Genomic DNA, 23,979 nt, shown 5'->3' with positions numbered 1-23,979 from the left:
CCCAACACCCGCCCGCCGCCACTGATTCCGCCTCCGGGTACCGGATTGTGCAATGGTACCGGCGCGGGTGCCGTGAAAGGATGCCCCCCAGTGCACGGAACAGCACGTGCACGGGAAGCAGCACCCCGACCGCACCACCCCGCAGACCGCACCACCGTGCGGGACCGGACAAAGGAGTACCGCCGTGCCGGGCAAGAACCTGAGCCGCGACGAAGCCCAGCAGCGGGCCAGCATCCTGGCCGTGGACGGCTACCAGGTCCAGCTGGACGTGACCTCCGCCCCCGACCCGGCGGCCGCCACCTTCCGCTCCACCACCACCCTCACGTTCCGCTGCTCCGAGCCGGGCGCCGCCACCTTCCTGGACCTGCTCGCCACCGCCGTGCGCGGCGTCACCCTGAACGGTCGCGAGCTGGACCCGGCCACCGCCTTCGACGGCGCCCGCGTCCACGTCGACGGCCTGGCCGCGGAGAACGTCCTGGTGGTCGACGCCGACTGCGCGTACAGCCGCACCGGCGAGGGCCTGCACCGCTTCACCGACCCGGTGGACCACGAGACCTACCTCTACACCCACTACGAGCCGGCCGACGCCCGCCGGGTGTTCGCCACCTTCGAGCAGCCGGACCTGAAGGCGCCCTTCACCTTCACCGTCACCGCGCCCGCCGCCTGGGACGTCTGGTCCAACGCCGTGCACGAGCGCGTCACCGCCGAGGGCGACGCCCGCACCTGGGAGTTCGCGCCGACGCAGCCGATCTCCACCTACCTCACCGCCGTGGTGGCCGGCCCGTACCACGTGGCCCGCGACCACTACAGCCGCACGCTGGCCGACGGCTCCACCCTGGAGATCCCGCTCTCCGCGATGTGCCGCCGCTCGCTCGCCCCGTACTTCGACGCGGACGAGATCCTCGGCGTCACCAAGCTCGGACTCGACTTCTTCCACGAGGAGTTCGACTACCCGTACCCCTTCGGCAAGTACGACCAGGCCTTCGTGCCCGAGTACAACATCGGCGCGATGGAGAACCCCGGCTGCGTCACCTTCCGCGAGGAGTTCGTCTTCCGCTCGAAGGTCACCGACGCCGCCTACGAGGGCCGGGCCAACGTCATCCTGCACGAGATGGCGCACATGTGGTTCGGCGACCTGGTCACCATGCGCTGGTGGGACGACCTGTGGCTGAAGGAGTCCTTCGCGGACTTCATGGGCTCCTACGCGCTGATCGGCGCCCGCACCCGCTACTCCTCGGCCTGGATCACCTTCGCCAACCAGCGCAAGGCGTGGGCCTACCGGCAGGACCAGTTCCCGACCACCCACCCGATCACCGCGGACATCCGGGACCTCGAGGACGCCAAGCTCAACTTCGACGGCATCACCTACGCCAAGGGCGCCTCGGTGCTCAAGCAGCTGGTGGCGTACGTCGGTTCGGAGGCCTTCTTCGAGGGCGCCCGCCGGTACTTCAAGCGGCACGCCTTCGGCAACACCGAGCTCGCCGACCTGCTGGACATCCTGGAGGAGACCAGCGGCCGCGACCTCAAGTCCTGGGCGGCGGCCTGGCTGCAGACCGCCGGGGTCGACTCGCTCACCCCGCAGGTCACCGTGGACTCCGAGGGGCGGATCACCGAACTCGCCGTCCTCCAGGACGGGGACGTGCTGCGCCCGCACCGGATCGCGGTCGGCCTCTACGACCGGGACGCCGACGGCGCCCTGGTCCGCACCGCCCGGATCGAGCTGGACGTCACCGGCGCCCGGACCGTGGTCGCCGAGGCCGTCGGCCGCACCCGGCCCGCGCTGGTCCTGCTCAACGACGACGACCTGACCTACTGCAAGATCCGCTTCGACGCCGAGTCGCTGGAGACCCTGCGGGCCGGCCTCGGCGACATCCAGGACGACCTGGCCCGGGCGCTGTCCTGGTCCGCGGTGTGGAACCTGACCCGCGACGGCCTGATGCCGGCCCGCGACTACGTCGCGCTGGTGCTGCGCTTCGCCGGCCAGGAGTCCAACATCGGCGTGCTGCAGTCGCTGCACCAGCAGGCCAAGGGCGCCGTCGACCTGTACGCCGACCCGGCCTGGCGCGGCGAGGGCGGCCGGCTGCTGGCCGACGGCGCGCTGCGCGAGCTGCGCGCCGCCGCCCCGGGCAGCGACCACCAGCTGGCCTGGGCCCGGTTCCTGGCGCAGACCGCCAACGGCTCCGAGCACCTCGGCCTGGTCCGCGGCCTGCTGGCCGGCACCGCCCGGATCGACGGCCTGGACGTCGACCAGGAGCTGCGCTGGTCGCTCTGGCTGACGCTGGCCGCGGCCGGCCAGGCCTCCGACGAGGAGCTGGCCGGGGAGCTGGCGGCCGACAACACCGCCAGCGGCAAGCGCCAGTACACCCAGGCGCTGGCCGCCCGGCCGACGCCCGAGGCCAAGGCCGCCGCCTGGTCCGCGGTGATCGACTCGGAGGAGCTGCCCAACGCGCTGGTCGAGGCGAACATCGCCGGTTTCGCGCTGCCCGCCCACCGCGATCTGACCGCGCTCTACGCCGCGCCCTACTTCAAGCTGCTGGAGCGGGTCTGGGCCGACCGGACCATCGAGATCGCGATGCGGATCGTCGGCGGCTTCTTCCCGCGGGCCCAGATCAGCGAGCAGACCCTGGCCGAGGCGGACGCCTGGCTGGACGGCAACCGGGGCGCCGCGCCCGCGCTGCGCCGGCTGGTGCTGGAGTGCCGCGACGACCTGGCCCGGGCGCTGCGGGCGCAGGCCTGCGACCGCGCCTGAGTCCGGCGCGGCACGGCACCACGGCACCACGGCACGGCGCACCACCCGAAGGGCCCGCCGCGAGCGATCGCGGCGGGCCCTTCGGGCGTTCCGGTCGGCCCCACAGGTCGGCCGGATCCGGTCGGCCGACTCCGATCAGCCGACTCCGGTCAGCCGCGCTGGAGGCCGCGGTCCAGGGCGGCGAGCGCGCTGCCCTTGGCGTCGTCGCCGTCCAGCGACCAGACCATCACACCGGCCAGGTCGTTCCAGCGGGTGTAGCGGGCCTTCTGGGTGAGCACCTCGGCGTTGTCGTAGCTGTAGAAGCTGGTGCCGTCGTACTTCCAGGACGCGCCGTGGTCGCGGTCGGTGTAGACCTTGCCGGGCAGCTTGGAGATCTCGTTGTAGGTGAAGTCGGCCGTGGCCTTGGCGGCCGGCTGGTACAGGCCGTTGCTGCCGCCTGCCTGCACCCCGGTCCAGCCGTGGGCGTAGAACGGCACGCCGAGGACGGTCTTGGAGCCCGGCAGGCCGTGCTGGGCGTAGAAGTCGACCGCCCGGTCGGCGCTGCGCTGCAGCGGCGACGGGTCCTTCGGGTCCGAGTAGAGGTTGGCGTGGTGGGCGGTCGGGCCGGCGCCCTCCCACGGGCCGTGCAGGTCGTAGGTCATCAGGTTGAGCCAGTCGATCGAGCGCGAGAGCGTGGGCAGCTCCAGCCGGGCGGCGACGGTCTCGTTGGCGGCGACGGCCGCGGTCAGCAGGTAGTGCGGGCCCTTGCGGCCGCTGAGCTGGTCCAGCTGGCGGCGGAACTCCTGGACCAGCAGGGTGAAGTTGCGGCCGTCCTCGGGGCGCACGACGTTGCCGCCGTCACCGCCACCGCCCGGGTACTCCCAGTCCAGGTCGATGCCGTCGAAGACCCCGGCGGCGACGCCCTTGCCTCCCTCGGCGGTGCCGAGCTGGGGCAGGTTGCCCTTGATGTACAGGTCGATGCAGGAGGAGACGAACCGCTTGCGGGACTCCTCGGTCGCGGCGGCGTCCGAGAAGTACTTGGACCAGCTCCACCCGCCGAGCGAGATCACGGTCTTCAGCTGCGGGTTCTCGGCCTTGAGCTTGCGCAGCTGGTTGAAGTGGCCCTTGAGCTTCTGGTCGGCGCGGTCGGCCACGCCGTCCACCGACTCGGCGGCGCTGAACGGGCGCTGGTAGTCGTTCAGGGCGTCGCCCTGGCCGGACTCGTTGGTCTCGAAGCAGGTGCCCTCAGCGGAGACGTTGCCGAAGGCGTAGTTGATGACGGTGAGCTTCCCGGCCTGACCGGACTCCTGCACCCGCTTCGCGGAGCTGTCGGCGCCCCACTGGGTGAAGTAGCCGACCCGCTGCCCCTTCAGCTTCGGGCCGTGGTCGCGGTCGTGGGCCTGGGCCGTGGGGGCGGCGAGGGCGGCGGCCACCGTGGCGGCGGCGATGAGGGCGGCGGTACGACTGAACATGCGCATGGGAGAAGACCTGCGGCTTTCTCTGATTCAGCGTCAAATGGTCTGGACCAAGCTGAGACAGAGGTTTAGTCCATTTGTTCCGGACACACAAGAGGCCGGACCGCGTGGACGCGATCCGGCCTCTTGTCGACCTCGTGTGTGCAGCGGCCTGACCAGCCGCTACGGTCAGCCGATCAGGCTGCGCAGCACGTACTGCAGGATGCCGCCGTTGCGGTAGTAGTCCGCCTCACCGGGGGTGTCGATGCGCACGACCGCGTCGAACTCGACGTCACCGGCCTTGACCTTGACGGTCTTCGGGGTGCGGCCCTCGTTGAGCTCGGTCACGCCGGTGAAGGAGAAGGTCTCCTCGCCGGTCAGGCCGAGGGAGTCGGCGGTCTGGCCCTCGGGGTACTGCAGCGGCAGGACGCCCATGCCGATCAGGTTCGAGCGGTGGATGCGCTCGTAGGACTCGGCGATGACGGCCTTGACGCCGAGCAGCGCGGTGCCCTTGGCGGCCCAGTCGCGGGACGAGCCGGAGCCGTACTCCTTGCCCGCCAGGACGACCAGCGGGGTGCCGGCGGCCTGGTAGTTCTGCGAGGCGTCGTAGATGAACGACACCGGCGCGTCGGCCTGGGTGAAGTCGCGGGTGTAGCCGCCCTCGGTGCCCGGCGCGATCTGGTTGCGCAGGCGGATGTTGGCGAAGGTGCCGCGGATCATCACCTCGTGGTTGCCACGGCGCGAGCCGTACGAGTTGAAGTCGCGCTTCTCCACGCCGTTGGCGGTCAGGTACTGCGCCGCCGGGGTGCCGGGCTTGATGTTGCCGGCCGGGGAGATGTGGTCGGTGGTGACCGAGTCGCCCAGCTTGGCCAGGACGCGGGCGCCGGCGATGTCGTTCACCGGGCTCGGGGTCTTGGCCATGCCCTCGAAGTACGGGGGCTTGCGGACGTAGGTGGACTCGGCGTCCCACTCGAAGGTGTTGCCGGTCGGGACCGGGAGCGACTGCCAGCGGTGGTCGCCGGCGAAGACGTCCTGGTAGCCCTTGTCGAACATGGCCTCGTCGATGGAGCCGGCGACGGTGTCGGCGACCTCCTGCTCGGACGGCCAGATGTCGGCGAGGAAGACGTCGTTGCCGTCGGCGTCCTGGCCCAGGGCGTCACGGGTGATGTCGATGTTCATGTTGCCGGCGAGGGCGTAGGCGACCACCAGCGGCGGGGAGGCCAGGTAGTTCATCTTGACGTCCGGGTTGATCCGGCCCTCGAAGTTGCGGTTGCCGGAGAGCACCGAGACGACCGCCAGGTCGGACTCGTTGACGGCGGCCGAGACCTCCTCGGGCAGCGGGCCCGAGTTGCCGATGCAGGTGACGCAGCCGTAGCCGACCAGGTTGAAGCCCAGCTTCTCCATGTACGGGAGCAGGCCGGCCTTCTCGTAGTAGTCCATGACGACCTTGGACCCGGGGGCCAGGGTGGTCTTGACCCAGGGCTTGACGGTCAGGCCCTTCTCCACGGCCTTCTTCGCCAGCAGGGCGGCGCCCAGCATGACGGAGGGGTTGGAGGTGTTGGTGCAGGAGGTGATCGAGGCGATCACGACCGCGCCGTTGTCGATCTCGTAGGTCGAGCCGTCGGGGGCGGTCACCGCGGTCGGCTTCGAGGCCTCGGCCGAGTAGGTCGGCAGCGCCTCGGCGAACTTGGTGGCGGCCTCGGCCAGGATCACGCGGTCCTGCGGGCGCTTCGGGCCGGAGATCGACGGGACGACGGTGGAGACGTCCAGCTCGAGGTACTCGGAGTAGACCGGCTCGACCGACGGGTCGTGCCAGAGGCCCTGCTCCTTGGCGTACGCCTCGACCAGGGCGAGCTGCTGCGCGTCGCGGCCGGTGAGCTTCAGGTAGTTGATGGTCTCGGCGTCGATCGGGAAGATCGCACAGGTCGAGCCGAACTCCGGCGACATGTTGCCGATGGTGGCGCGGTTGGCCAGCGGGATCGCGGTGACGCCCTCGCCGTAGAACTCGACGAACTTGCCGACCACACCGTGCTTGCGCAGCATCTCGGTGATGGTGAGCACCAGGTCGGTGGCGGTGGTGCCGGCCGGCAGCTGGCCGTTGAGCTTGAAGCCAACCACGCGCGGGATCAGCATGGAGACCGGCTGGCCGAGCATCGCGGCCTCGGCCTCGATGCCGCCGACGCCCCAGCCCAGCACGCCCAGGCCGTTGACCATGGTGGTGTGCGAGTCGGTGCCGACGCAGGTGTCGGGGTACGCCTGGCCGCCCCGGACCATGACGGTGCGGGCCAGGTGCTCGATGTTCACCTGGTGGACGATGCCGGTGCCCGGCGGGACGACCTTGAACTCGTCGAACGCGGTCTGGCCCCAGCGCAGGAACTGGTAGCGCTCCTTGTTGCGGCCGTACTCGATCTCGACGTTCTGGACGAAGGCGTCCGGGGTGCCGAACTTGTCGGCGATGACGGAGTGATCGATGACCAGCTCGGCCGGGGCCAGCGGGTTGATCTTCGCCGGGTCGCCGCCCAGCTCCTTGACGGCCTCACGCATGGTGGCGAGGTCGACCACGCACGGCACGCCGGTGAAGTCCTGCATGATCACGCGGGCCGGCGTGAACTGGATCTCCTGGCTCGGCTGGGCGTCGGCGTCCCAGTTGCCGAGGGCCCGGATGTGGTCGGCGGTGATGTTCGCGCCGTCCTCCGTGCGGAGCAGGTTCTCCAGCAGCACCTTGAGGCTGTACGGCAGCCGCTCGGAACCCTCGACGGCGGAGAGCTTGAAGATCTCGTACGACTCGTCGCCCACCTGCAGCGAGCTGCGGGCGTCGAAGCTGTTCGCGGACACGACTGACTCCTTCTAGGTGCTTCGTGCGGTATGCCGGCCGCCACGGTGGTAAGGTCAGCCTTACTTAGGTTGACCTTGCCCGCATCGCCGGTGAGCGCCTCTCGGCAAGTATCTTGATGTCGAGATATATCGTAAGGGGCAGTTATCTCGATGTCGAGATAAACCATAGTGCATGCCCACGCGTTCACCACCGCAGGCATGCCCCGGGCTGATCCTTCCCCGTCAGCCCACCTCTTGCCTACTGCCTTCCTACCGCGCGCGCGACCCGCGCACCGTCGCCGGGGCCGCCGAGGGGGCCGCCGGGTACGGTGACCGGGGAGTTCGACACTGTTCGACACTGGACGAGGCCGGGGGCCGACTGATGATCGTGGTGGACGCGTCCGCGCTGGTACTGGCGCTGGCGGACGAGGGCGAGCGGGGGATCGCGGCCCGGGCCGAACTCGCGGCGGGCGGCGAGTGGGTGGCCCCCGAGCACGTCGTGATCGAGGTGATGCAGTCGCTGCGCGGCCTCTACCTCGCGAAGGAGCTCACCGCCGAGCGGGTCGGCGAGCTCGCGGCCGAGCTGCCCGGGCTGGCCGTCCGGAAGGTCGAGATCGCCCCGCTGCTCGGCCGGATCTGGGAGCTGAAGGACAACCTCACCCCGGACGACGCCGCGTACGTCGCCGTGGCCGAGCAGTACGGGGTGCCGCTGGTGACGGCGGACCTGCGGCTGATGCGGGCCAGCGGACCGCGCTGCGAGATCCGGGGGATCCGCCGCTCCGCCGACTGAGGCGCGGGGCGGGGCCGGGGGCGGGGCCCGGGCACGGGCGCGGACCGGGTGGGCTCCGGGTGCCCGCGGGGGTGTCCGTTCGGTGCGGGCGGCCGTTGAGCACGGCGTCCGCCCCACCGTCTCCGGAAGGCCCCCGATGCCCGCTCCGTTCGCCGCCGCCCTGCTCCCGCTCGCCCTGCTGGCGCCCGCCGCCTCCCCGGCCTCCCCGGTCTCGGTGGTCTCCCCGGTCTCCGTGGTCGAGGCGGACTTCGACCCGGCGACGGCCTTCGTCCCGCCGACCGCCGTCAGCTACGCGACCGACCTCGTCCCCTACGGCTCGCACGTCCGCGTGGTGGTCGACCGCTCGGCGGCCGGGCGGACGGTGCTGACGCTGTCCGTGACCGGCCTGGCGCCGGGGCACGAGTTCCCCGCCCACCTGCACACCGGCCCGTGCGGGGCCGATCCCGCCGCCTCCGGTCCGCACTACCAGGACGCCGTGGACCCGGTGCGGCCGTCCACCGACCCGGCGTACGCCAACGACCGCAACGAGCTGCGGCTGGCGCTGCGGACGGACGGGCGGGGCGACGGTACGACGGGGGCCTCGGTGGCCTGGCAGCCCCGGCCGGGCGAGGCCCGTTCGCTGGTGCTGCACGCGGGCACCCCGGCCGGCCCGCACGCCGCGGGCGATCGGGTGGCCTGCGTGAACCTCTCCGAGTAGGCCCCGGCTACGACCCGAGGGTGGCGACCAGGACGGCCTTGATGGTGTGCAGGCGGTTCTCCGCCTGGTCGAACACGATGGAGTGCTCCGACTCGAAGAGCTCGTCGGTGCACTCCAGCTCGGTCATCCCGGTCAGCTCGTGCATCTGCCGGCCGACCACCGTGCCGAGGTCGTGGAAGGCCGGCAGGCAGTGCAGGAACCGCACGGCCGGGTTGCCGGTGGCCCGGACCGTGTCCATCGAGACCTGGTAGGGCCTGAGCAGCGCGATCCGCTCGGCCCAGACCTCCTTGGGCTCGCCCATCGAGACCCAGACGTCGGTGTAGAGGAAGTCCGCGCCGGCCACGCCCTCGTCGACGTCCTCGGTGAGGGTGATCCGGGCGCCGGTGGTCCCGGCGAGCGCCTCGGCGGCCTTGCGGACCTCCTCGGCGGGCCAGAGCGAGCGGGGCGCGACGATCCGGACGTCCATCCCGAGCAGCGCGCCGGTGACGAGCAGGGAGTTGCCCATGTTGAAGCGGGCGTCGCCGAGGTAGACGAGGGTCACCTCGTCGAGCGGCTTGGCGGTGTGCTCCTTGATCGTCAGCACGTCGGCGAGCAGCTGGGTCGGGTGCCACTCCTCGGTGAGGCCGTTCCAGACCGGGACGCCCGCGTACGCGGCCAGCTCCTCGACCACCTCCTGGCCGTGGCCCCGGTACTCGATACCGTCGAACATCCGGCCCAGCACCCGCGCGGTGTCCTTGATCGACTCCTTGTGGCCGATCTGCGAGCCCGACGGGTCGAGGTAGGTGGTGGCGGCGCCCTGGTCGTGGGCGGCGACCTCGAAGGCGCAACGCGTCCGGGTGGAGGTCTTCTCGAAGATCAGCGCGATGTTCTTTCCCCGTAGCCGGGGCTGCTCGGTGCCCGCGTACTTCGCCGCCTTGAGCTCGGCGGCGAGGTCCACCAGGAAACGGAACTCCTGGGGCGTGAAGTCGAGCTCCTTGAGGAAGTGCCTGTTCCGGAGGTTGAAAGCCATGCCGGGCTCCTGAGTGGTGACGCGGGTTCGTGAACTGAAGCGGCAATTGTATACGACACTCGGAATTTCTATGCAGCTATCGGGAAGACGGGAACCCAACAGGCCCCGCAGGGCGACTGCGGGGCCTGTTCCTCCCGGGCGCGGCCGGGCCGCCCTCCGTGTGCGGGGCGGGCGGCCGGGGCCGCTACAGCCGGGGGTCGACCGGCTCGGACTCCAGCGCGAGCACGGCGAACACCGGCTCGTGCACCCGCCACAGCGGCTCGCCGGCCGCCAGGCGGTCCAGCGCCTCCAGGCCGAGCGCGTACTCGCGCAGCGCCAGCGAGCGCTTGTGTCCGAGGAAGCGCTGGCGCAGCTGGTCCAGGTACTCGGTGTAGTCCGGACCGTAGATGATCCGCAGGTACTCCCGGCCGCGGACCTTCACCCCGGGCTGGACCAGCCCGCCGGGCCGCCCCTCCCCGGCCTTGCCCCGGACCAGCGAGGCGAGCGGCTTGACCACCATGCCCTCGCCGCCGGCCGCCGTCAGCTCCTCCCACCAGGCGACGCCCGCCGCGATGGACGCCTCGTCGGCGGTGTCGACCAGCAGCCGGCCGGTGCCGTGCAGGATCGGGGCCTGCGGATCGTCCGCCGCGACCAGCCGGTCGATCCACCCCAGGTGCACGTCGTGCGGGCGCACCGCGAGGTTCGCCCCCTCGGCGGCCAGCACCTGGAACGGCGCCAGACGGATGCCGGACAGCCCCTCGGTCGGCCAGCAGTAGCGCCGGTACGCCTCGGTGAAGGCCTGTGCGTCGGCGGCGCGCTGCCGCTGGCGGGCGGTCAGGTCCGCGAGGTCCAGCCCGCGGCCGGCCGCCTGCTCCAGCGCCGACAGCACCTCGGGCAGGGCGGCGCCCGCCGCCGCGCCGACCGCCGCGTACTGGCGGCGCAGCAGCTCGGCGGCCTTCAGCGACCACGGCATCAGCTCGGCGTCCAGCAGCAGCCAGCCGGTGCCCAGCTCCTCGAACAGCCCGGACCGCTCGGCGGCGGCCCGCAGCCGGTCCAGGACCGCGGCGGTGAGGGCGTCGTCGCCGAGGAACGCCCGGCCCGTCCTGGTCCAGATCGCGCCCGGCCCGGCGATGCCGAACCGCTTCTCCAGCGCCCCGTCGCCCCGGGCGACCAGCACCACCGCGCGGGAGCCCATGTGCTTCTCCTCGCAGAGGACCTGCCGCACGCCGTCCTCGCGGTAGGCGAAGAAGGCCTCCTCGGGGTGTTCGAGGTAGCCCGGACGGCGCGAGGTCGCGCTCGGCGCCATCGTCGGCGGCAGGTAGGCGAGCAGTCGCGGGTCGATCGCGAACCGGCTCATCACCTCCAGCGCGGCGGCCGCGTTCTCCTCCCGGACCGCCACCCGCCCGTGCAGCGCCGTCTCGACCACCCGGCGGCCGGCCACGTCGGCGAGGTCCAGCGGACGGCCCTCGCGGGAGCCCGGCGCGTCCGTGGTCATCGGGCGCACCGGCGCGTACCACTCCTGCTCCGCCTCGACGCTCACCAGCTCGCGCTCCGGGTAGCGCAGGGCGGTCAGGCTGCCGCCGAAGACGCAGCCGGTGTCCAGGCAGATGGTGTTGTTCAGGAAGCTCGCCACCGGCACCGGCGTGTGGCCGTAGACCACCAGCGCCCTGCCCCGGTACTCCTCCGCCCACGGGTAGCGCACCGGCAGGCCGTACTCGTCGGTCTCGCCGGTGGTGTCGCCGTACAGCGCGTGCGAGCGGACCCGGCCGGAGGCCCGGCCGTGGTACTTCTCCGGCAGGCCGGCGTGGCAGACCACCAGGGCGCCGCCGTCCAGCAGGTAGTGGCTGACCAGTCCGCGCATGAACGCCCGGACCTCGGCGCGGAACTCCTCCGGCTCCCCCGCCAGCTGGTCCAGCGACTCCTGGAGACCGTGCGAGACGGTGACCTTCCTGCCGTCCATCGCCCGGCCGAGCTTGTTCTCGTGGTTGCCCGGCACGCAGACGGCGTGGCCGGCTGCGACCATGCCCATCACCAGGCGCAGCACACCGGGCGTGTCCGGACCGCGGTCGACCAGGTCGCCGACGAAGACGGCCGTGCGGCCCTGCGGGTGCGCGGCGTCGACCGCCCGGCCCTCGGCGTCCCGGGTCAGGCCGTAGCCGAGGCGGGTGAGCAGGGTCTCCAGCTCGGAGCGGCAGCCGTGGATGTCACCGACGATGTCGAACGGGCCGGTCAGGTGGCGCAGGTCGTTGAACCGCTTCTCCGGCACGATCTCGGCGGCCGTCACCTCCGCCTCGCCGCGCAGGACGTGCACCTTGCGGAAGCCCTCGCGCTCCAGGCCGCGCAGCGAGCGGCGCAGCTCCCGGTGCTGGCGGGGGATCACGTGCGGCGGCAGCTGGCGGTCGGGGCGGGTCCGGTTGCGCTCGGCGCAGACGCCCGGCGGGACGTCCAGCACGATCGCGATCGGCAGCACGTCGTGGTCGCGGGCGATCCGGACGAGCTGCTTGCGGGCCTCCGGCTGGACGTTGGTGGCGTCCACCACGGTCAGCCGGCCGGCGGCCAGGCGCATGCCGACGATGTGGTGCAGCAGCGCGAAGGCCTCGGTGGAGGCCGACTGGTCGTTCTCGTCGTCGGCCACCAGGCCCCGGCAGAAGTCGGAGGAGATCACCTGGGTGGGCAGGAAGTGCTTGCGGGCGAAGCTGGACTTGCCCGCGCCGCTGGTGCCGATCAGGACGACGAGGGAGACGTCGGTGACCGGGAGGCGGCGGGGCTTGCCGGGGGTGGGCTCGGCCTCGATGGGCGCGGCCTCGGCGGGGGTGAGCCCGGCCTCGGTCGGCGCGGCCTCGGCGGGCGCGGGCTCGATGGGCGCGGCCTCGGTCGGCGCGGGCTCGGTCGGCTGCAGGGGCTGTGCGTCGTCGGTCATCGGGTCTCGCCCCCTTCGGGCGTGGTGGTGGCGGTGGTGCTCACGGTGGTGGTCGTGGTCGCGTTCGTCGCGGCCGTGGTCGTCGGCTCGGGCGGTGTCCCGATCCGGAACAGCGCGAGCTGGGTCGGTGCGCCCACCTCGGGATCCTCCGGCCCGACAGGGCGCAGGACGACGGTGTAGCCGTACACCGCCGCCACCCGCTCGGCCCAGGACCGGAACTGCGCGCGGTCCCACTCGAACCGGTGGTCGGCGTGCCGGACATGACCGGCCGGCAGGCTCTCCCAGCGGACGTTGTACTCGACGTTCGGCGTGGTCACGACGACCGCCGCCGGGCGCGCGACGCCGAGGACGGCGTACTCCAGGGCGGGCAGCCGGGGCAGGTCGACATGCTCGATGACCTCGCAGAGCACCGCCGCGTCAAAGCCCTTCAGCCGTGCGTCGGTGTACGTCAGGGCCCCCTGGACCAGCTCGACCCGGGCCGCCTGGCGCTCCGACATCCGCTCCAGCCGCAGCCTGCGCGCGGCCGCCGACAGCGCCCGCGCCGACACGTCCACGCCCAGCACCTCGGTGAACCGGGGGTCCTTGAGGAGTGCTCCGATCAGCTCGCCCTGCCCGCAGCCGAGGTCGGCCACCCGGGCCGCCCCGACCTCGCGCAGGGCGTCGAGGATCGCCGCCCTGCGCTGCTCCGCGAGCGGGACGTTCTTCTCCGCGCCGTTCTCCGCGAGCGCTTCTCCTGCGACTGCGGCTCCCGTGGCGGCCACTCCCGCGGCGGCCTCGCCAGCGGCCGCCGGCACCGGCTGCCCGGCTTCGCCGGCCTCGGCCTCGGCCGTGTCGTCGACCGCGTTGTCGATCTCCTCGACCTCGCGGTCGTCGGCCTCCGCCAGCCGGGCCAGCTCCAGGCGCTCGATCGCCCGTCGGGTGAGCGCCCAGCGCCGGGACAGGTAGCGGCGCGCGATCAGCGCCTGCTCGGGGTGGTCGGCGAGCCAGCCCTGCCCGGCCGCGAGCAGCTTGTCCACCTCGTCCGGGGCGACCCAGTAGTGCTTGGCGCCGTCGAGCACCGGCAGCAGCACGTACAGCTGCTGGAGCGCGTCGGCCAGGCGCAGCGTCGCCGCGGTCAGCTCGATCCGGACGTAGCGCGACTCGCCCCACTCGGGGAAGGCCTCGTCCAGGGGGATCGCCGTCGCCTCGACCTGCCAGCCCAGCGGCTCGAACAGCCGGCGGACCATCGCGGTGCCGCCGCCCTCGCCCGCGCCGTTCGCGGGCACGGCGGGCAGCGAGATCCGCAGCGGCCGGGCCTGCTCGGCCAGACCGGGCCGCCCCTCGCAGACACCCTTCATCGCCGACCGGAACACCGTCCGCAGCGCCACCGCGAGCAGCGAGGACGCCGCGTAGGGGCGGTCGTTGACGTACTGGGCGAGCGCGAAGTCGGGCGAGCCGCCGCGGCCCTTGCCCCGGCCCCGGCGGACCAGTGCGATCGGGTCGATGTCCAGGAGCAGGGCCGCCGTGCAGAGCTCGTCGCCCGCAGCGGGGTAGAAGACGTGGGCCTCGCCGTGCGACGTGCCGAACCGTTGGACCTTGTCCGGGTGTTTGTGCAGCAGGAAGCCGAGGTCGGTGGCAGGGCTCTCGGCCGTGCCCGTGGTGGAGATCGAGATGAACACCCGTCCGAGTATTGCCGAGCATCCACCCCCTGAGCACCGGGTTTTACCCCTGCCCGGGCATCTCCCCGACGGCCGTCCCGACACCGCCCGCGACCCCGGCCGTCGCCCCGCGCCACCGCGGCCCGGCCGTGTCCGCACGGTGAGCGTGTTCGGCACCGGCCGCCCGTATTCGTTAACGTGCACGATGTGACTGCTGAATCCACCTCCCTCGCAAGCGGCGCCGTCGCCGCCGGTCTGGCCACCATCGCCGCCGACGGCACCGTCCTCGACACCTGGTACCCCGCCCCCGCGCTGGCCGCCGCGCCCGGCCCGGCCGGCACCGTCCGCCTGACCACCGAGCAGGCCGAGGCCGAACTGGGCGCCGGCGCGGCCGAGGCGCTGCGCGCCGACGCACGCCGCGGCGTCGAGGTGGTCGCCGTGCGCACCACCATCGCCTCGCTGGACGAGAAGCCGATCGACGCGCACGACGCCTACCTGCGGCTGCACCTGCTGAGCCACCGCCTGGTGAAGCCGCACGGCCAGAACCTGGACGGCCTCTTCGGTCTGCTCGCCAACGTGGCGTGGACCAGCATCGGCCCGGTGCAGGTGGACAAGGTCGAGCAGGCCCGTCTCGCCGTCCGCGCCCAGGGCGGCCAGCTCGCCGTCTACGGGATCGACAAGTTCCCGCGGATGACCGACTACGTCGCGCCGTCGGGCGTGCGCATCGCCCACGCGGACCGCGTCCGGCTCGGCGCCCACCTGGCCGCCGGCACCACCGTGATGCACGAGGGCTTCGTCAACTTCAACGCCGGCACCCTGGGCACCTCCATGGTCGAGGGCCGGATCAGCGCGGGCGTCGTGGTCGGCGACCACAGCGACATCGGCGGCGGCGCCTCGATCATGGGCACCCTGTCCGGCGGCGGCAAGCAGGTCGTCGCGGTCGGCGAGCGCTGCCTGCTCGGTGCCAACGCGGGTATCGGCATCTCGCTGGGCAGCGACTGCGTGGTCGAGGCCGGCCTCTACGTCACCGCCGGCACCCGGGTGACCACCCCGGACGGCAAGGTGGCCAAGGCGGTCGAGCTGTCCGGCCAGGACAACCTGCTGTTCCGCCGCAACTCCCAGACCGGCGCCGTCGAGGTCATCGCCCGCTCCGGCTCCTGGGGCGGCCTGAACGCCGAGCTGCACGCCCACAACTGACCTCCTCCCTCTTCCGGGGTCTCGGGCCCCCGGCGCCGCTGCTGCGGTGCCGGGGGCCTTCGGGTTTCCCTGGCGGTTGTCTTCCCCGCGGTTGTTCTTCTCGGTTGCTCTTCTTCGGGGCCCCTCCCCCACCCCTCCCCGCCCTCCCTCGCCCCTGAACTCCGGAACCCGTCCCCGGGGTGGCTGCCCGGTGCCAGGGCAGCCCCGGCACCGGGCAGCCGGGCGCACTCCCGCCACTCGCGGGCCCACCGGGCGACGCCTGCCACTCGCGCAGCCGCCAGCGGCCGACCTCCCGTGACGCCCTCGGCGGTGAGCGCTCATCACCGAGGACACCACGCGCAGACCGCGTTTCTCCCCGGGCACAGCTCCCCTCCGGCCCGCCCGGGACCTTCCCGCCCGAGACCTGCCGGCAAAGGGGCCTGCCCGCCAAGGGACCTGCCCGCCCTGGACCTGCCCGCCCTGGACCTGCCCGCCCTGGACCTGCCCGCCCGATCGACCGGACGGGTCCTAGCCGAGGCGGCCCGCGGGCGGCAAGCCAAGGTCACCCGGGAGGCTTACCTCCCAACGGAGTTGGACCGCATCGGGTGGTGGCCGGTGACCCGGTATCGGGCGGTTCGTTGGTTGCAAGGGCGAGGGCTCCTGCCCCGGCGGCGAAGTCCACGCGCCGAGCCGCCGCCAGCCGTTTCACACCGCACCACCGATCCGAAGAGGTTCCCTCATGTCCGAAGCCTGGTCCGCGGCATCCGTCGCGCCACAGCATCCGGCCGTCGACGCGTCGGCGGCGCCGGCCACTCCGAAGAGCCTGCTGGAGCAGCTGCAGGAACTGCTCGCCTCGGTGACCGCGGACCTCGCGGAGCTGCAGTCGTCCGGCGTCCGGGGCCCCGGCGGCGCGGACGCCTGGGCGGACGGCGGGTCAAGCCTCAGCACCAGTAACGGCGTCTCCCGCTCCGACGGCTGAGGTACAGACGGCTGAGGCACCGGCGGCGGAGGGTCGGCCATCGCGGGCTCCGCCGGAGTCCGGTCGCACTCCTCCGCCTCCCCCCGCACGGCCTGGTGCAGCCGGGCGACCAGCGCCTGGCACTCGGCACCCGCGTCGACCCCGTCGATGCACGTCCAGTACAGGCTCTCCGTCTCCGCCCCACACGCCAGCACCACCAGCGTCTCGGCGACGTCCCGCAGCAGTCCGCCGAGCTCTGCCAGCATCGGGTCGAGCGCACCGAGCTCGCCGAGCCGGTCGGCCCGCCGACCGCCCAGGCCGAGCGCGGCGCCCGGCTCGGCCGACGGCTGGTCCAGGCACCCCGCCGCGTGGCCGCCCGCCTCGGACAGCTGCTGGCCGAGCCCGGTCAGCTCCCCGTCGTCCAGCTCGGCCAGCCGGGCGCCCACCGCCTCGGTGAGCAGCGCGGCCTGCCGCGCCTCGGCCACCACGTCCGGGACGTTCCTGGCCTCGGCCAGGGCGTGCCGGGCCGTCTTGATCAGTCGCAGCGCCTCCATGGCCGCCACCCCTTTCGCTCGTGAACACTCCGACCGCGACCACCGCACGACCGCGGGTGTCGCGGTCGGGTGGTCACGGCGAAAGCGTGCACGGAGGCCGGGATCGGCGCAGCCGCCTCGTCAGAAGCTGTGGACAACCCCCGGGGTGTGGATAACTTCCGTCCCTCACACGGGTTGATCACCCACGTCAGGCTTGACGTCACGCGCGGCTCCGGGCACCGGGAAGCGCAGTTCGTTCCGCTCGATCTTGGCCGCCAGCGCCGCCAGGGGGTCCACGCCCACCGCCGTGCAGAACTGCACCAAGTACGCGAGTACGTCGGCCACCTCGTCGCGCACCCGGTGTGCGCTGTCCGGATCGGACATCACCGAGGCGGCCTGCTCGGGTGTGAGCCACTGGAAGATCTCCAGCAGTTCGCCGGCCTCCACGCTCAGCGCCGCGGCCAGGTTCTTCGGCGTGTGGAAGGGCCCCCAGTCCCGGGCGGCGGCGAACTGCGCCAACCGCTCCCGCAGGCTCTCCAACGTGGGTCCCGCAGCCTCCCCCGACCGCGCGCCCTCCCCCGGCAGCGCCCCTGCGGCCGACGGCTCCGTCACTCGTTCGCTCATCCGTCCAGGTCTACCTCATCCGCGCCCGGGCCCGCGCCCTCCCCCTCCCCCGCGCCGCCCGCCCCGCGCACCGCCTGCGCCGGCACCCGGGCCGTCTCGGTCCGCAGCACGGTGTGCCCGGACCCGGGATCGCGCCGGCACTCGACCAGCGCCACCCCCGGCGGCAGCTCCCCCGGCCCGCCGAGCGCCTCACGGGCCGCGGCCGGCTCCTGGAGCGCCGCCAGGACCCTCAGCTGGTTGCGCCCGGACATCTCGCGCGCCAGCCGCAGCAGCGAGGCGGCCTGCTCGGTGCCGAGCCCGGCGCCGAGGTCCTCGGCGAGCACGGTGAGCTGCCGGTGCGCCCAGGGCACCTCGGCGGCCGCGTCCACGTCGAGCACCCCGGCACCGGTGAGCAGCACCGCGGCGAACGCGAGGTGGCGCAGCATGCCGTCGGAGGCCTGGTCGGCGCCGGTGCGGCCGAGCACGCCCTCGTCGAACACGGCCAGGACCCGTTCCTGGGCTCCGTCGCCCCGGCGGGCGAGGTCGAGCCCGAGCAGCGGGTGCGGCGCGGCCGACTGGACGACCCGCAGGAGCTGGCCGTAGCGGCGGGCGCACTCGCCGGCGAGGCGGGCGATCACGGCGGAGATGTTGGCGGCACTGCTGACCAGTCGGGCCTGCGGGTCGGGCCGGGCCCAGTCCCGCATCAGGGCGGGCACGGGGTGGACGGGGAAGACCTCGCGCAGCGCGGTGAGCAGTTGTTCGGCGGCGGCCAGCACCGTGCGTTCGCCGGTCGAGGAACCGGCCACCCGCAGCGGGATCTGCGCGGTGACCAGGCCGCCGCTGGGGAAGGGCGCCCGGATGTCGCCCTGGCGGGTGTCGTTGTGCCAGGTGACGTTGATCCGGCGGTGCCGGACGTCCTGTTCGCCGGTCTCGACCAGGGTCCGTCCGTCGAGGGTGAGCCACTCGCGGGCGATCCGGACCGGGCCGTCCGTGCGGATCACCAGTTCCAGCCGGATCGGCCCCTCGCCGGAGCGGACGGTGCAGCCGAGGATCATCGCGTTGCGGCCGTGCGGGACGCAGCCGGCCAGGCCGCCGCGGACGGGGGTGGCCAGCGGGCCGGTCAGTCCGGGCACTCCGTCGAGGGAGTCGGCGATCTCCTCGCCGAGGGCGAGGCGGGAGAGGACGGCCAGCGCGTCGAGGGCGTTGGACTTGCCGACCCCGGCAGGGCCGTGCAGCACGGTGAGGGGCGCGAGCGGCAGGACCGCGCGCCGGTAGGACTTGAACGAGGTGAGCCGGATCTCCTCGACGGTGGGGCGCTTCACGGGCTCCCCGCGCTGCAGGCCGGCTTCGCGCTGCACAGCCGCCTCGTGCTGGACGGCCGACTCCCGCTGAACGGCCGACTCCCGCTGCACGGGCTGGCCGCCCCGTGCGGGCTGCTCACCCGGTCTCCGGAGGGGCTGCTCGCCCCGTCCCGGGGGACGCGGGTCGGGGTGGGCCGGGAGGGTGGGCCGGGCGGCTTCTCGGTTCACCCGTCGGACGTTAGCCGCAGCTCAGGAGGCAGAAACGTGCCTGCTCAGCAGATTCATCCCAACGAGGTCCATGGCCCGGACGACCCGTCAAAGTCACCTGAGCCCCACCTGTCACACCCGCCCCGGCCCGCCCCACTCCGCGCCTCCCCGCTCCCCTCAGCGGCGGTACTCGATGGCGGTATTCAGCGGCGGTACTCGGCGTCAGCGGCGGTACTCGGCGACCGTCACCGAGGCCGTCACCCCCACCGGGTCGGGCAGCGCCCCGAGCCGTTCCTCCAACCGGACCGGGTCGGTGTGCCAGGCGCTGGGGCCCATCCCCACCACGGTCCGGACGTCGGCCGCCGACAGCCGCAGCGGGAACTCGACCTCCCGCCGCCCGACCGGCGTCAGGTACGGGCCGAGCTTCTCGTCGATCCGCCGCTGTTTGTCCTCGTCCACCGAGAGCAGGCCCAGCGCGTCGACGAGTTCCCGCAGGTGGCGAGGGGTCGGCGAGACCAGCAGCAGAGTCCCCCCGGGCCGCAGCACCCGGCGGATCTCCGGGCCGTTGCGCGGCGCGAAGACGTTGAGCATCAGCCCGGCGGAGGCGTCCCGCAGCGGCAGCGGGCGCCAGGCGTCGCAGACCACGGCGCCGATCCGGGGGTGGGCCCGGGCGGCGCGGCGCAGCGCGAACTTGGAGATGTCCAGGGCGGCGCCGGGCCGGCCGGGCAGGGCGTCGAGGACGTGCGCCAGGTAGTGGCCGGTGCCGGCGCCGAGGTCGGCGACCAGGCCTTCGGGGTCGGCGGCCCCGGCGGCGTCGGCGAGGGCCTCGGCGATCGGGCGGTAGTGCCCGGCGGCGAGGAAGTCGCCGCGGGCGGCCACCATCTCGGCGGTGTCGCCGGTGCCGGTGTGCGCGTCACCGGCGAGCAGGCTGACGTAGCCCTGTCTGGCGATGTCGAAGCTGTGGCCGGACGGGCAGCGCAGGGTGCGCCCGTCGGGGGTGAGGGCCTGCGCGCAGTGCGGGCACGCCAGGTAGGGCTCGATGTCCTGCAGCACGGTCCGTCTCTCTCGCGATCCCGGCCGGGGCGGCGGCCGGAAGGGCAAGCCTAACGACCGGCGCTCCGCTGGCCGGGCACCCGGGGAGCGCCGGTCACCCGGAGAGCGCCGGGCACCCGGAGAGCGGCGGGCACGCGGGGAGCGGGGCCGTGGTGGGCCGCGTACAGCGCGAGTGCGGCCAGGGCCTCGGGGGCGCCCGCCTGTCCGCGGATTCCGGGGAAGGCGTTGACATCGACGATCACCGGTTCGGCGGGCCCGTCCAGCAGGTCGACGCCGTACACGTCGAGGCCGAAGACCTCGCCGACCCGCAGGGCCAGGTCGGCCCGCTCGGCGGGCAGCTCCCGGGGGCCGAACGCGTCGGCGCCCGGGGCCGGGGCGACGGCGGCCGCGGCGAGTTCGGAGCGGCGGCGGGCGCAGAACACCTGCCCGGCGATCACCCACAGCTTCTGGTCCCAACCGGTGTTGGCGAGGTAGGGCTGGGCGATCACCGGCTCGTCGGGCCACTGTTCGGCGAGGGCGTGCAGCTGCGCGGCGTCGTCGACCCGGGCGACCAGGTCGTGGCGGCGGCTGTAGCGACTCTTGACGACCAACGGGAAGTCCGGGTCGGGCAGTTGGGCGAGGGTGGCCGCGGTGCGGGTGGCGGCGAACGGCAGTCCGGCCGCCCGGGCCAGTTCGGCCATCCCGGTGCGGTCCTGGCAGAACCCGGTCGCGGCGGCGGAGTTGACCACGGGGGCGCCGCACTCCTCCAGGTGGCGGGCGAGCGCGAGGGCCCGCGGGGTCCGGGCCTTGAGGAGGTAGACGTCGGCGAGCGGGCCGGGGCCGAGCAGTTCGGCGGGCGGGGCGTGGCCGGCGGTGGGGTCGAGGCTCTCCACCCGGTGGTCCGGCGCCAGCAGTTCGGCGGTGGCGGCCAGCAGCGGGTGCCCGGGGTCGGGGGTGAGGAGGCAGATCCTCATATCGAGCCGCCGACGCCCAGGCCACCGATGCCAAGGCCACCGACGCCCAGGCCGCCGTACGCCGCGCCGCCCACCGGGGCCGCATCGCCGTACGCGGGGGCGCCCAGCGGGGCGGCCAGGCCGACGACCGACCCCTGGGCCGGCAGTCGGACGGCTTCCGCGGCGGAGGCCGGCACGGACGCCGGTGCCGAGACCGCCGTCCCGGTCCGGGCCAGCCGCAGCACCGCCCGGGAGACCCGGGCGACCGCGTCCGGCACCTTCCGGAAGCTCGGGAAGTCGTTGATGTCGACCACGACCGGGCCATCCGGGCCGAGCAGCACGTCCACGCCGTACAGGTCGAGGCCGAACACCTCCCCCACCTGGCCGGCGATCCGCGCCACCTCGGCGGGCAGCGGGACCTGCCGCTCGCGCACGCCCTGTCCGGGGTGCAGCGGCGAGCAGCGCTCGGTCGCGTACAGCTCGCCGTCGACGCAGTACACCTTGAGGTCGGTGCCGGAGTTGGGCACGTACGGCTGGGCGATGAGCAGGCCCTCGCCGGCCAGTTCGGGGCCGAGTTCGGCGAGGTGCTCGGGGGTCGGCACCAGCCGTACCGCCCGGCCGGAGCTGCCGTCGGCGGGCTTGACCACCAGCGGGTACTCGGACCGGGGGATCTCCGCGAGCCGCTCCCAGCGGGCGGCCGCGTAGGTCACCGGGACGGGCAGGCCGCGGGTGCGGGCGATCACCGAGGCGAGCGCCTTGTCCCGGACGCCGCGGATCGAGCGGACGTCGTTGACGGTGGTGAGGCCGACGGCGGCGGCCGCCTCCAGCAGGGTCAGGCCCGGCCCGCCGGAGACGGTCTTGAGCACCCAGGCGTCGTGGCTGCCCGCCCGGACCGCCTCGGAGATCGCCATCAGCGAGTTGCCGGGGCGCAGGACGTCCACCCGGTGCCCCCACGCGGTGAGCTGGCGTACGACGTCGAGCGGCATGCCGTCGTGCCGGTAGTGCTCCTCGACCAGAAAGCAGAGCCTCATGAGCCTGTCATCCCCCTCGCCTCGCCCAGCGCGGACGTCCGCCGTTCCCGCCCGGCAGAGCTGTAAAGGCCCCAGGATGCCACGCGGCCTGCACGCAAGATCGCCCGGCCTGTAAGCATTCGGCAACAATCGGTCCGAAATGCCCGGGCCCGGGCGGCCTGCGCCGCGCCGGGGGGCCGGTCCGCGCACCGGCCGCCCGGGCCCGGCCGCCCCCCACCGGCCCGTACAAAACGCTGGCAGGACCGCGCCCGCCCTGCTTGGATGCACGGCGTGACTTCCGTTGATCTTGATCCCGCCCACCGCCCGCTGCTCGAGGAGATCGAGCGCTACTACGACGCCGTGCCGCGCACCGCCGCCCGTGTCGAGGACTTCGGTCCGCTCAGCCTGTTCGTCCGGGACGGCGAGGGCTGGCCGTACTACGCCCGGCCCGCGCTGGGCCACGGCGGTCCGGCCGCCACCGCCGAGGACGTCCGCCGGGTGCTGGCCCGTCAGCGCGAGCTGGGGGTGCCGGAGGCCTTCGAGTGGGTGGCCGAGCACGACCCGCTGCTGCGCGCGGCGGTGGAGGAGGCCGGACTGGTGGTGCACGAGCACCCGCTGCTGGTGCTCGGCCCGGACGACGCGTCGGACGCCCCGGCGCCGGCCGTGGCCGAGGGCGTGTCGGTGCGGGTCCTGGCCGCCGACGACCCGGACCTGGCGAGCGCCGCGACCGTCGCGCACCTGGCGTTCGCCGAGCCGGGCACCGGACTGGGCGCCGCCGGCACCGAGGAACTGGCGCTGGCCGCCGAGAAGTCGGCGGCGGACGGCGCGGTCGCCCGGATCGCCGGCCGGATCACCGCCGGGGCCACCGTGCTCGCCGCGGCCGTCCAGGACGGCTCGGCACTGTGCGCGGGCCAGCACAACCCGGTCGGCGCGGTCACCGAGGTGGCCGGTGTCGGCACCCTGCCGTCGGCCCGCCGCCGGGGGCTCGGTCTCGCGGTGACGGCGGCACTGGTCGCGCACGCGCGGGCGAACGGCGTGCGGACGGTGTTCCTGTCCGCCGCCGACGAGGACGTCGCCCGGATCTACCGCCGGCTGGGCTTCCGCCCGTTCGCGACGGCCCTGATCGCCGAGCCCGCCGAAGCCTGACCGGCCCCGGCCCCGGGCCCGACGCACCCGCACCCGCACCCGCCGGGGAGGGCGGGTCAGTCGGAGTCCTCGTCCTCCTCGCCGCTGACCTCCTCGTCCTCCGCCTCGTCCACGACCCAGGCGGCCAGCCGTTCGGCGACCCCGGCCACACCGAGCCGGCCCTCGCGGATGGCCCGGGCGAGGCTGCGCACCTCGCGGGCGGTGGTCGCCACCGTGCAGCCGCTGGCCACCAGATAGGCGTAGGCGACGGCGGTGGCGAACAGTTCGTTGGTCTTCTCCAGGGCCGGCACCCGGATCAGTTGGTGCATCAGGGCGGCGGCGCGGTCCTGCGGTTCGGGGTAGACGGCGATGTCGAAGATCTCGGCCTGGTGGCGGGAGACCGCGGCGAGCAGCGATCCGTAGTCGGTGACCTGCGGGTCACCGGGGGTGTACTGCTCGGCGGTCATGAGCAGCCACGAGAGGTCGACCTCCAGGTTCAACGGCGCACGTCCTGGAGGTCGGCCCCGCCGCCGAACTCGGCCAGGAAGGCCGTCTCGTACTCCTTCATGAACTGGGCGGCGGCGTCGACGAACGCCCGCCCGGCCTCGCCCATGTCCTGCTGGACCAGGCGCTCGATGTACTGGTTCATGCTGATCCCCTGCTGCTCCGCCCGTTCCCGGGCCATCTCCGCGGTGGTGGCGTCCACCCGGACGTTCAGCTGCTTCTTACCCATGAACCTCAAGCTAGCGCTGAAGTGCTAGCACAACAAGGGCGCATGCACACCCCCTGCGCGCCCCGGCTCCCACCACCCCGACGGTTCCACTACCCCCGGCCCATGCCCCGGCGCCGGGGGCGCGAACCCCCGGGAGCCGACCGGGACGACGACGCCCGCGCACCGCTCCGGGGACCGGTCGGCGCCGCACCTCCCCGCGAAAGCGCCCGTACGACCGGACCGTTCGACACCCGCTGCCCGGGCGGCCCCTTCAGGACCACCCGTCCGACCGGCCTGCCCCGCCCCTCCGGGCCGCCACGGGGAGCGAGACTTGAAGAGTT

The 23,979-nt window shown here is 73.5% G+C and carries 18 protein-coding genes; 5 read left to right on the top strand and 13 right to left on the bottom strand.

The window, feature by feature from the left end; genetic code table 11:
* Positions 1 to 184: 184 nt before the first annotated feature.
* Positions 185 to 2,749, top strand: a complete 2,565-nt coding sequence (pepN, locus tag ACFVVX_RS00175; protein ID WP_387939654.1) for an aminopeptidase N — start codon at positions 185 to 187, stop codon at positions 2,747 to 2,749.
* A 149-nt stretch (positions 2,750 to 2,898) separates the two neighbouring features.
* Here pepN and ACFVVX_RS00170 read toward each other — a convergent pair whose 3' ends face one another.
* Positions 2,899 to 4,200 (bottom strand): glycoside hydrolase family 18 protein, encoded by a 1,302-nt coding sequence (locus ACFVVX_RS00170; RefSeq protein ID WP_387939652.1) that lies wholly within the window; start codon positions 4,198 to 4,200, stop codon positions 2,899 to 2,901.
* Positions 4,201 to 4,371: 171 nt separating this feature from the next.
* On the bottom strand, positions 4,372 to 7,017 hold the full coding sequence (gene acnA, locus ACFVVX_RS00165; RefSeq protein WP_387939650.1) for an aconitate hydratase AcnA: 2,646 nt from the start codon (positions 7,015 to 7,017) through the stop codon (positions 4,372 to 4,374).
* 361 nt (positions 7,018 to 7,378) lie between these two features.
* On the opposite strand from acnA, the gene ACFVVX_RS00160 reads away from it, so the two are divergent.
* Positions 7,379 to 7,786 carry a type II toxin-antitoxin system VapC family toxin gene (locus ACFVVX_RS00160; protein ID WP_387939648.1) on the top strand — a complete coding sequence of 136 codons (408 nt, stop codon included), beginning with the start codon at positions 7,379 to 7,381 and terminating at the stop codon, positions 7,784 to 7,786.
* Between the two features lie 136 nt (positions 7,787 to 7,922).
* Positions 7,923 to 8,483: a superoxide dismutase family protein gene (locus tag ACFVVX_RS00155; protein WP_387939646.1), complete on the top strand. Its 561-nt coding sequence runs from the start codon at positions 7,923 to 7,925 to the stop codon at positions 8,481 to 8,483.
* A 7-nt stretch (positions 8,484 to 8,490) separates the two neighbouring features.
* On the opposite strand, the gene argF is transcribed toward ACFVVX_RS00155, so the two are convergent.
* The 3 genes from argF to ACFVVX_RS00140 form a co-directional block, all read right to left on the bottom strand.
* On the bottom strand, positions 8,491 to 9,492 hold the full coding sequence (argF, locus tag ACFVVX_RS00150; RefSeq protein WP_387939644.1) for an ornithine carbamoyltransferase: 1,002 nt from the start codon (positions 9,490 to 9,492) through the stop codon (positions 8,491 to 8,493).
* A gap of 184 nt (positions 9,493 to 9,676) precedes the next feature.
* Positions 9,677 to 12,391 (bottom strand): polynucleotide kinase-phosphatase, encoded by a 2,715-nt coding sequence (locus ACFVVX_RS00145; RefSeq protein ID WP_387939642.1) that lies wholly within the window; start codon positions 12,389 to 12,391, stop codon positions 9,677 to 9,679.
* Positions 12,388 to 14,049, bottom strand: a complete 1,662-nt coding sequence (locus tag ACFVVX_RS00140; protein WP_387939640.1) for a 3' terminal RNA ribose 2'-O-methyltransferase Hen1 — start codon at positions 14,047 to 14,049, stop codon at positions 12,388 to 12,390. The genes ACFVVX_RS00145 and ACFVVX_RS00140 overlap by 4 nt, the downstream gene beginning before the upstream one ends.
* 186 nt (positions 14,050 to 14,235) lie before the next feature.
* On the opposite strand from ACFVVX_RS00140, the gene dapD reads away from it, so the two are divergent.
* Positions 14,236 to 15,225: a 2,3,4,5-tetrahydropyridine-2,6-dicarboxylate N-succinyltransferase gene (gene dapD / locus ACFVVX_RS00135; RefSeq protein ID WP_387939638.1), complete on the top strand. Its 990-nt coding sequence runs from the start codon at positions 14,236 to 14,238 to the stop codon at positions 15,223 to 15,225.
* Between the two features lie 684 nt (positions 15,226 to 15,909).
* On the opposite strand, the gene ACFVVX_RS00130 is transcribed toward dapD, so the two are convergent.
* The 6 genes from ACFVVX_RS00130 to ACFVVX_RS00105 form a co-directional block, all read right to left on the bottom strand.
* Positions 15,910 to 16,716, bottom strand: coding sequence for a DUF6099 family protein (locus ACFVVX_RS00130; protein ID WP_387939636.1), 807 nt, complete (start codon positions 16,714 to 16,716; stop codon positions 15,910 to 15,912).
* Positions 16,717 to 16,881: 165 nt separating this feature from the next.
* The gene (locus ACFVVX_RS00125; protein ID WP_387940619.1) at positions 16,882 to 17,226 is read right to left on the bottom strand and encodes a nucleotide pyrophosphohydrolase; all 345 of its coding nucleotides are present in this window, start codon (positions 17,224 to 17,226) and stop codon (positions 16,882 to 16,884) included.
* Between the two features lie 89 nt (positions 17,227 to 17,315).
* Positions 17,316 to 18,620, bottom strand: coding sequence for an AAA family ATPase (locus ACFVVX_RS00120; protein ID WP_387939634.1), 1,305 nt, complete (start codon positions 18,618 to 18,620; stop codon positions 17,316 to 17,318).
* A 408-nt stretch (positions 18,621 to 19,028) separates the two neighbouring features.
* Positions 19,029 to 19,859 carry a putative RNA methyltransferase gene (locus tag ACFVVX_RS00115; RefSeq protein WP_387939632.1) on the bottom strand — a complete coding sequence of 277 codons (831 nt, stop codon included), beginning with the start codon at positions 19,857 to 19,859 and terminating at the stop codon, positions 19,029 to 19,031.
* Between the two features lie 50 nt (positions 19,860 to 19,909).
* Positions 19,910 to 20,812 carry a RimK family alpha-L-glutamate ligase gene (locus ACFVVX_RS00110; RefSeq protein ID WP_387939630.1) on the bottom strand — a complete coding sequence of 301 codons (903 nt, stop codon included), beginning with the start codon at positions 20,810 to 20,812 and terminating at the stop codon, positions 19,910 to 19,912.
* Positions 20,809 to 21,822 (bottom strand): RimK family alpha-L-glutamate ligase, encoded by a 1,014-nt coding sequence (locus ACFVVX_RS00105; RefSeq protein WP_387939628.1) that lies wholly within the window; start codon positions 21,820 to 21,822, stop codon positions 20,809 to 20,811. Before ACFVVX_RS00105 ends, ACFVVX_RS00110 begins: the two co-directional genes overlap by 4 nt.
* A gap of 270 nt (positions 21,823 to 22,092) precedes the next feature.
* Here ACFVVX_RS00105 and ACFVVX_RS00100 point away from each other — a divergent pair, with 270 nt between their 5' ends.
* On the top strand, positions 22,093 to 22,947 hold the full coding sequence (locus ACFVVX_RS00100; protein WP_387939626.1) for a GNAT family N-acetyltransferase: 855 nt from the start codon (positions 22,093 to 22,095) through the stop codon (positions 22,945 to 22,947).
* Positions 22,948 to 23,003: 56 nt separating this feature from the next.
* On the opposite strand, the gene ACFVVX_RS00095 is transcribed toward ACFVVX_RS00100, so the two are convergent.
* Positions 23,004 to 23,426 carry a fic family toxin-antitoxin system, toxin component gene (locus ACFVVX_RS00095; RefSeq protein ID WP_387939624.1) on the bottom strand — a complete coding sequence of 141 codons (423 nt, stop codon included), beginning with the start codon at positions 23,424 to 23,426 and terminating at the stop codon, positions 23,004 to 23,006.
* Positions 23,423 to 23,659: a toxin-antitoxin system HicB family antitoxin gene (locus ACFVVX_RS00090; RefSeq protein WP_387939622.1), complete on the bottom strand. Its 237-nt coding sequence runs from the start codon at positions 23,657 to 23,659 to the stop codon at positions 23,423 to 23,425. Before ACFVVX_RS00090 ends, ACFVVX_RS00095 begins: the two co-directional genes overlap by 4 nt.
* Positions 23,660 to 23,979: the final 320 nt, after the last annotated feature.

The organism is Kitasatospora sp. NPDC058170 (assembly GCF_042883905.1).
Taxonomy (GTDB): Bacteria; Actinomycetota; Actinomycetes; order Streptomycetales; family Streptomycetaceae; genus Kitasatospora.
This window is presented reverse-complemented; position numbering and strand designations above follow the sequence as displayed.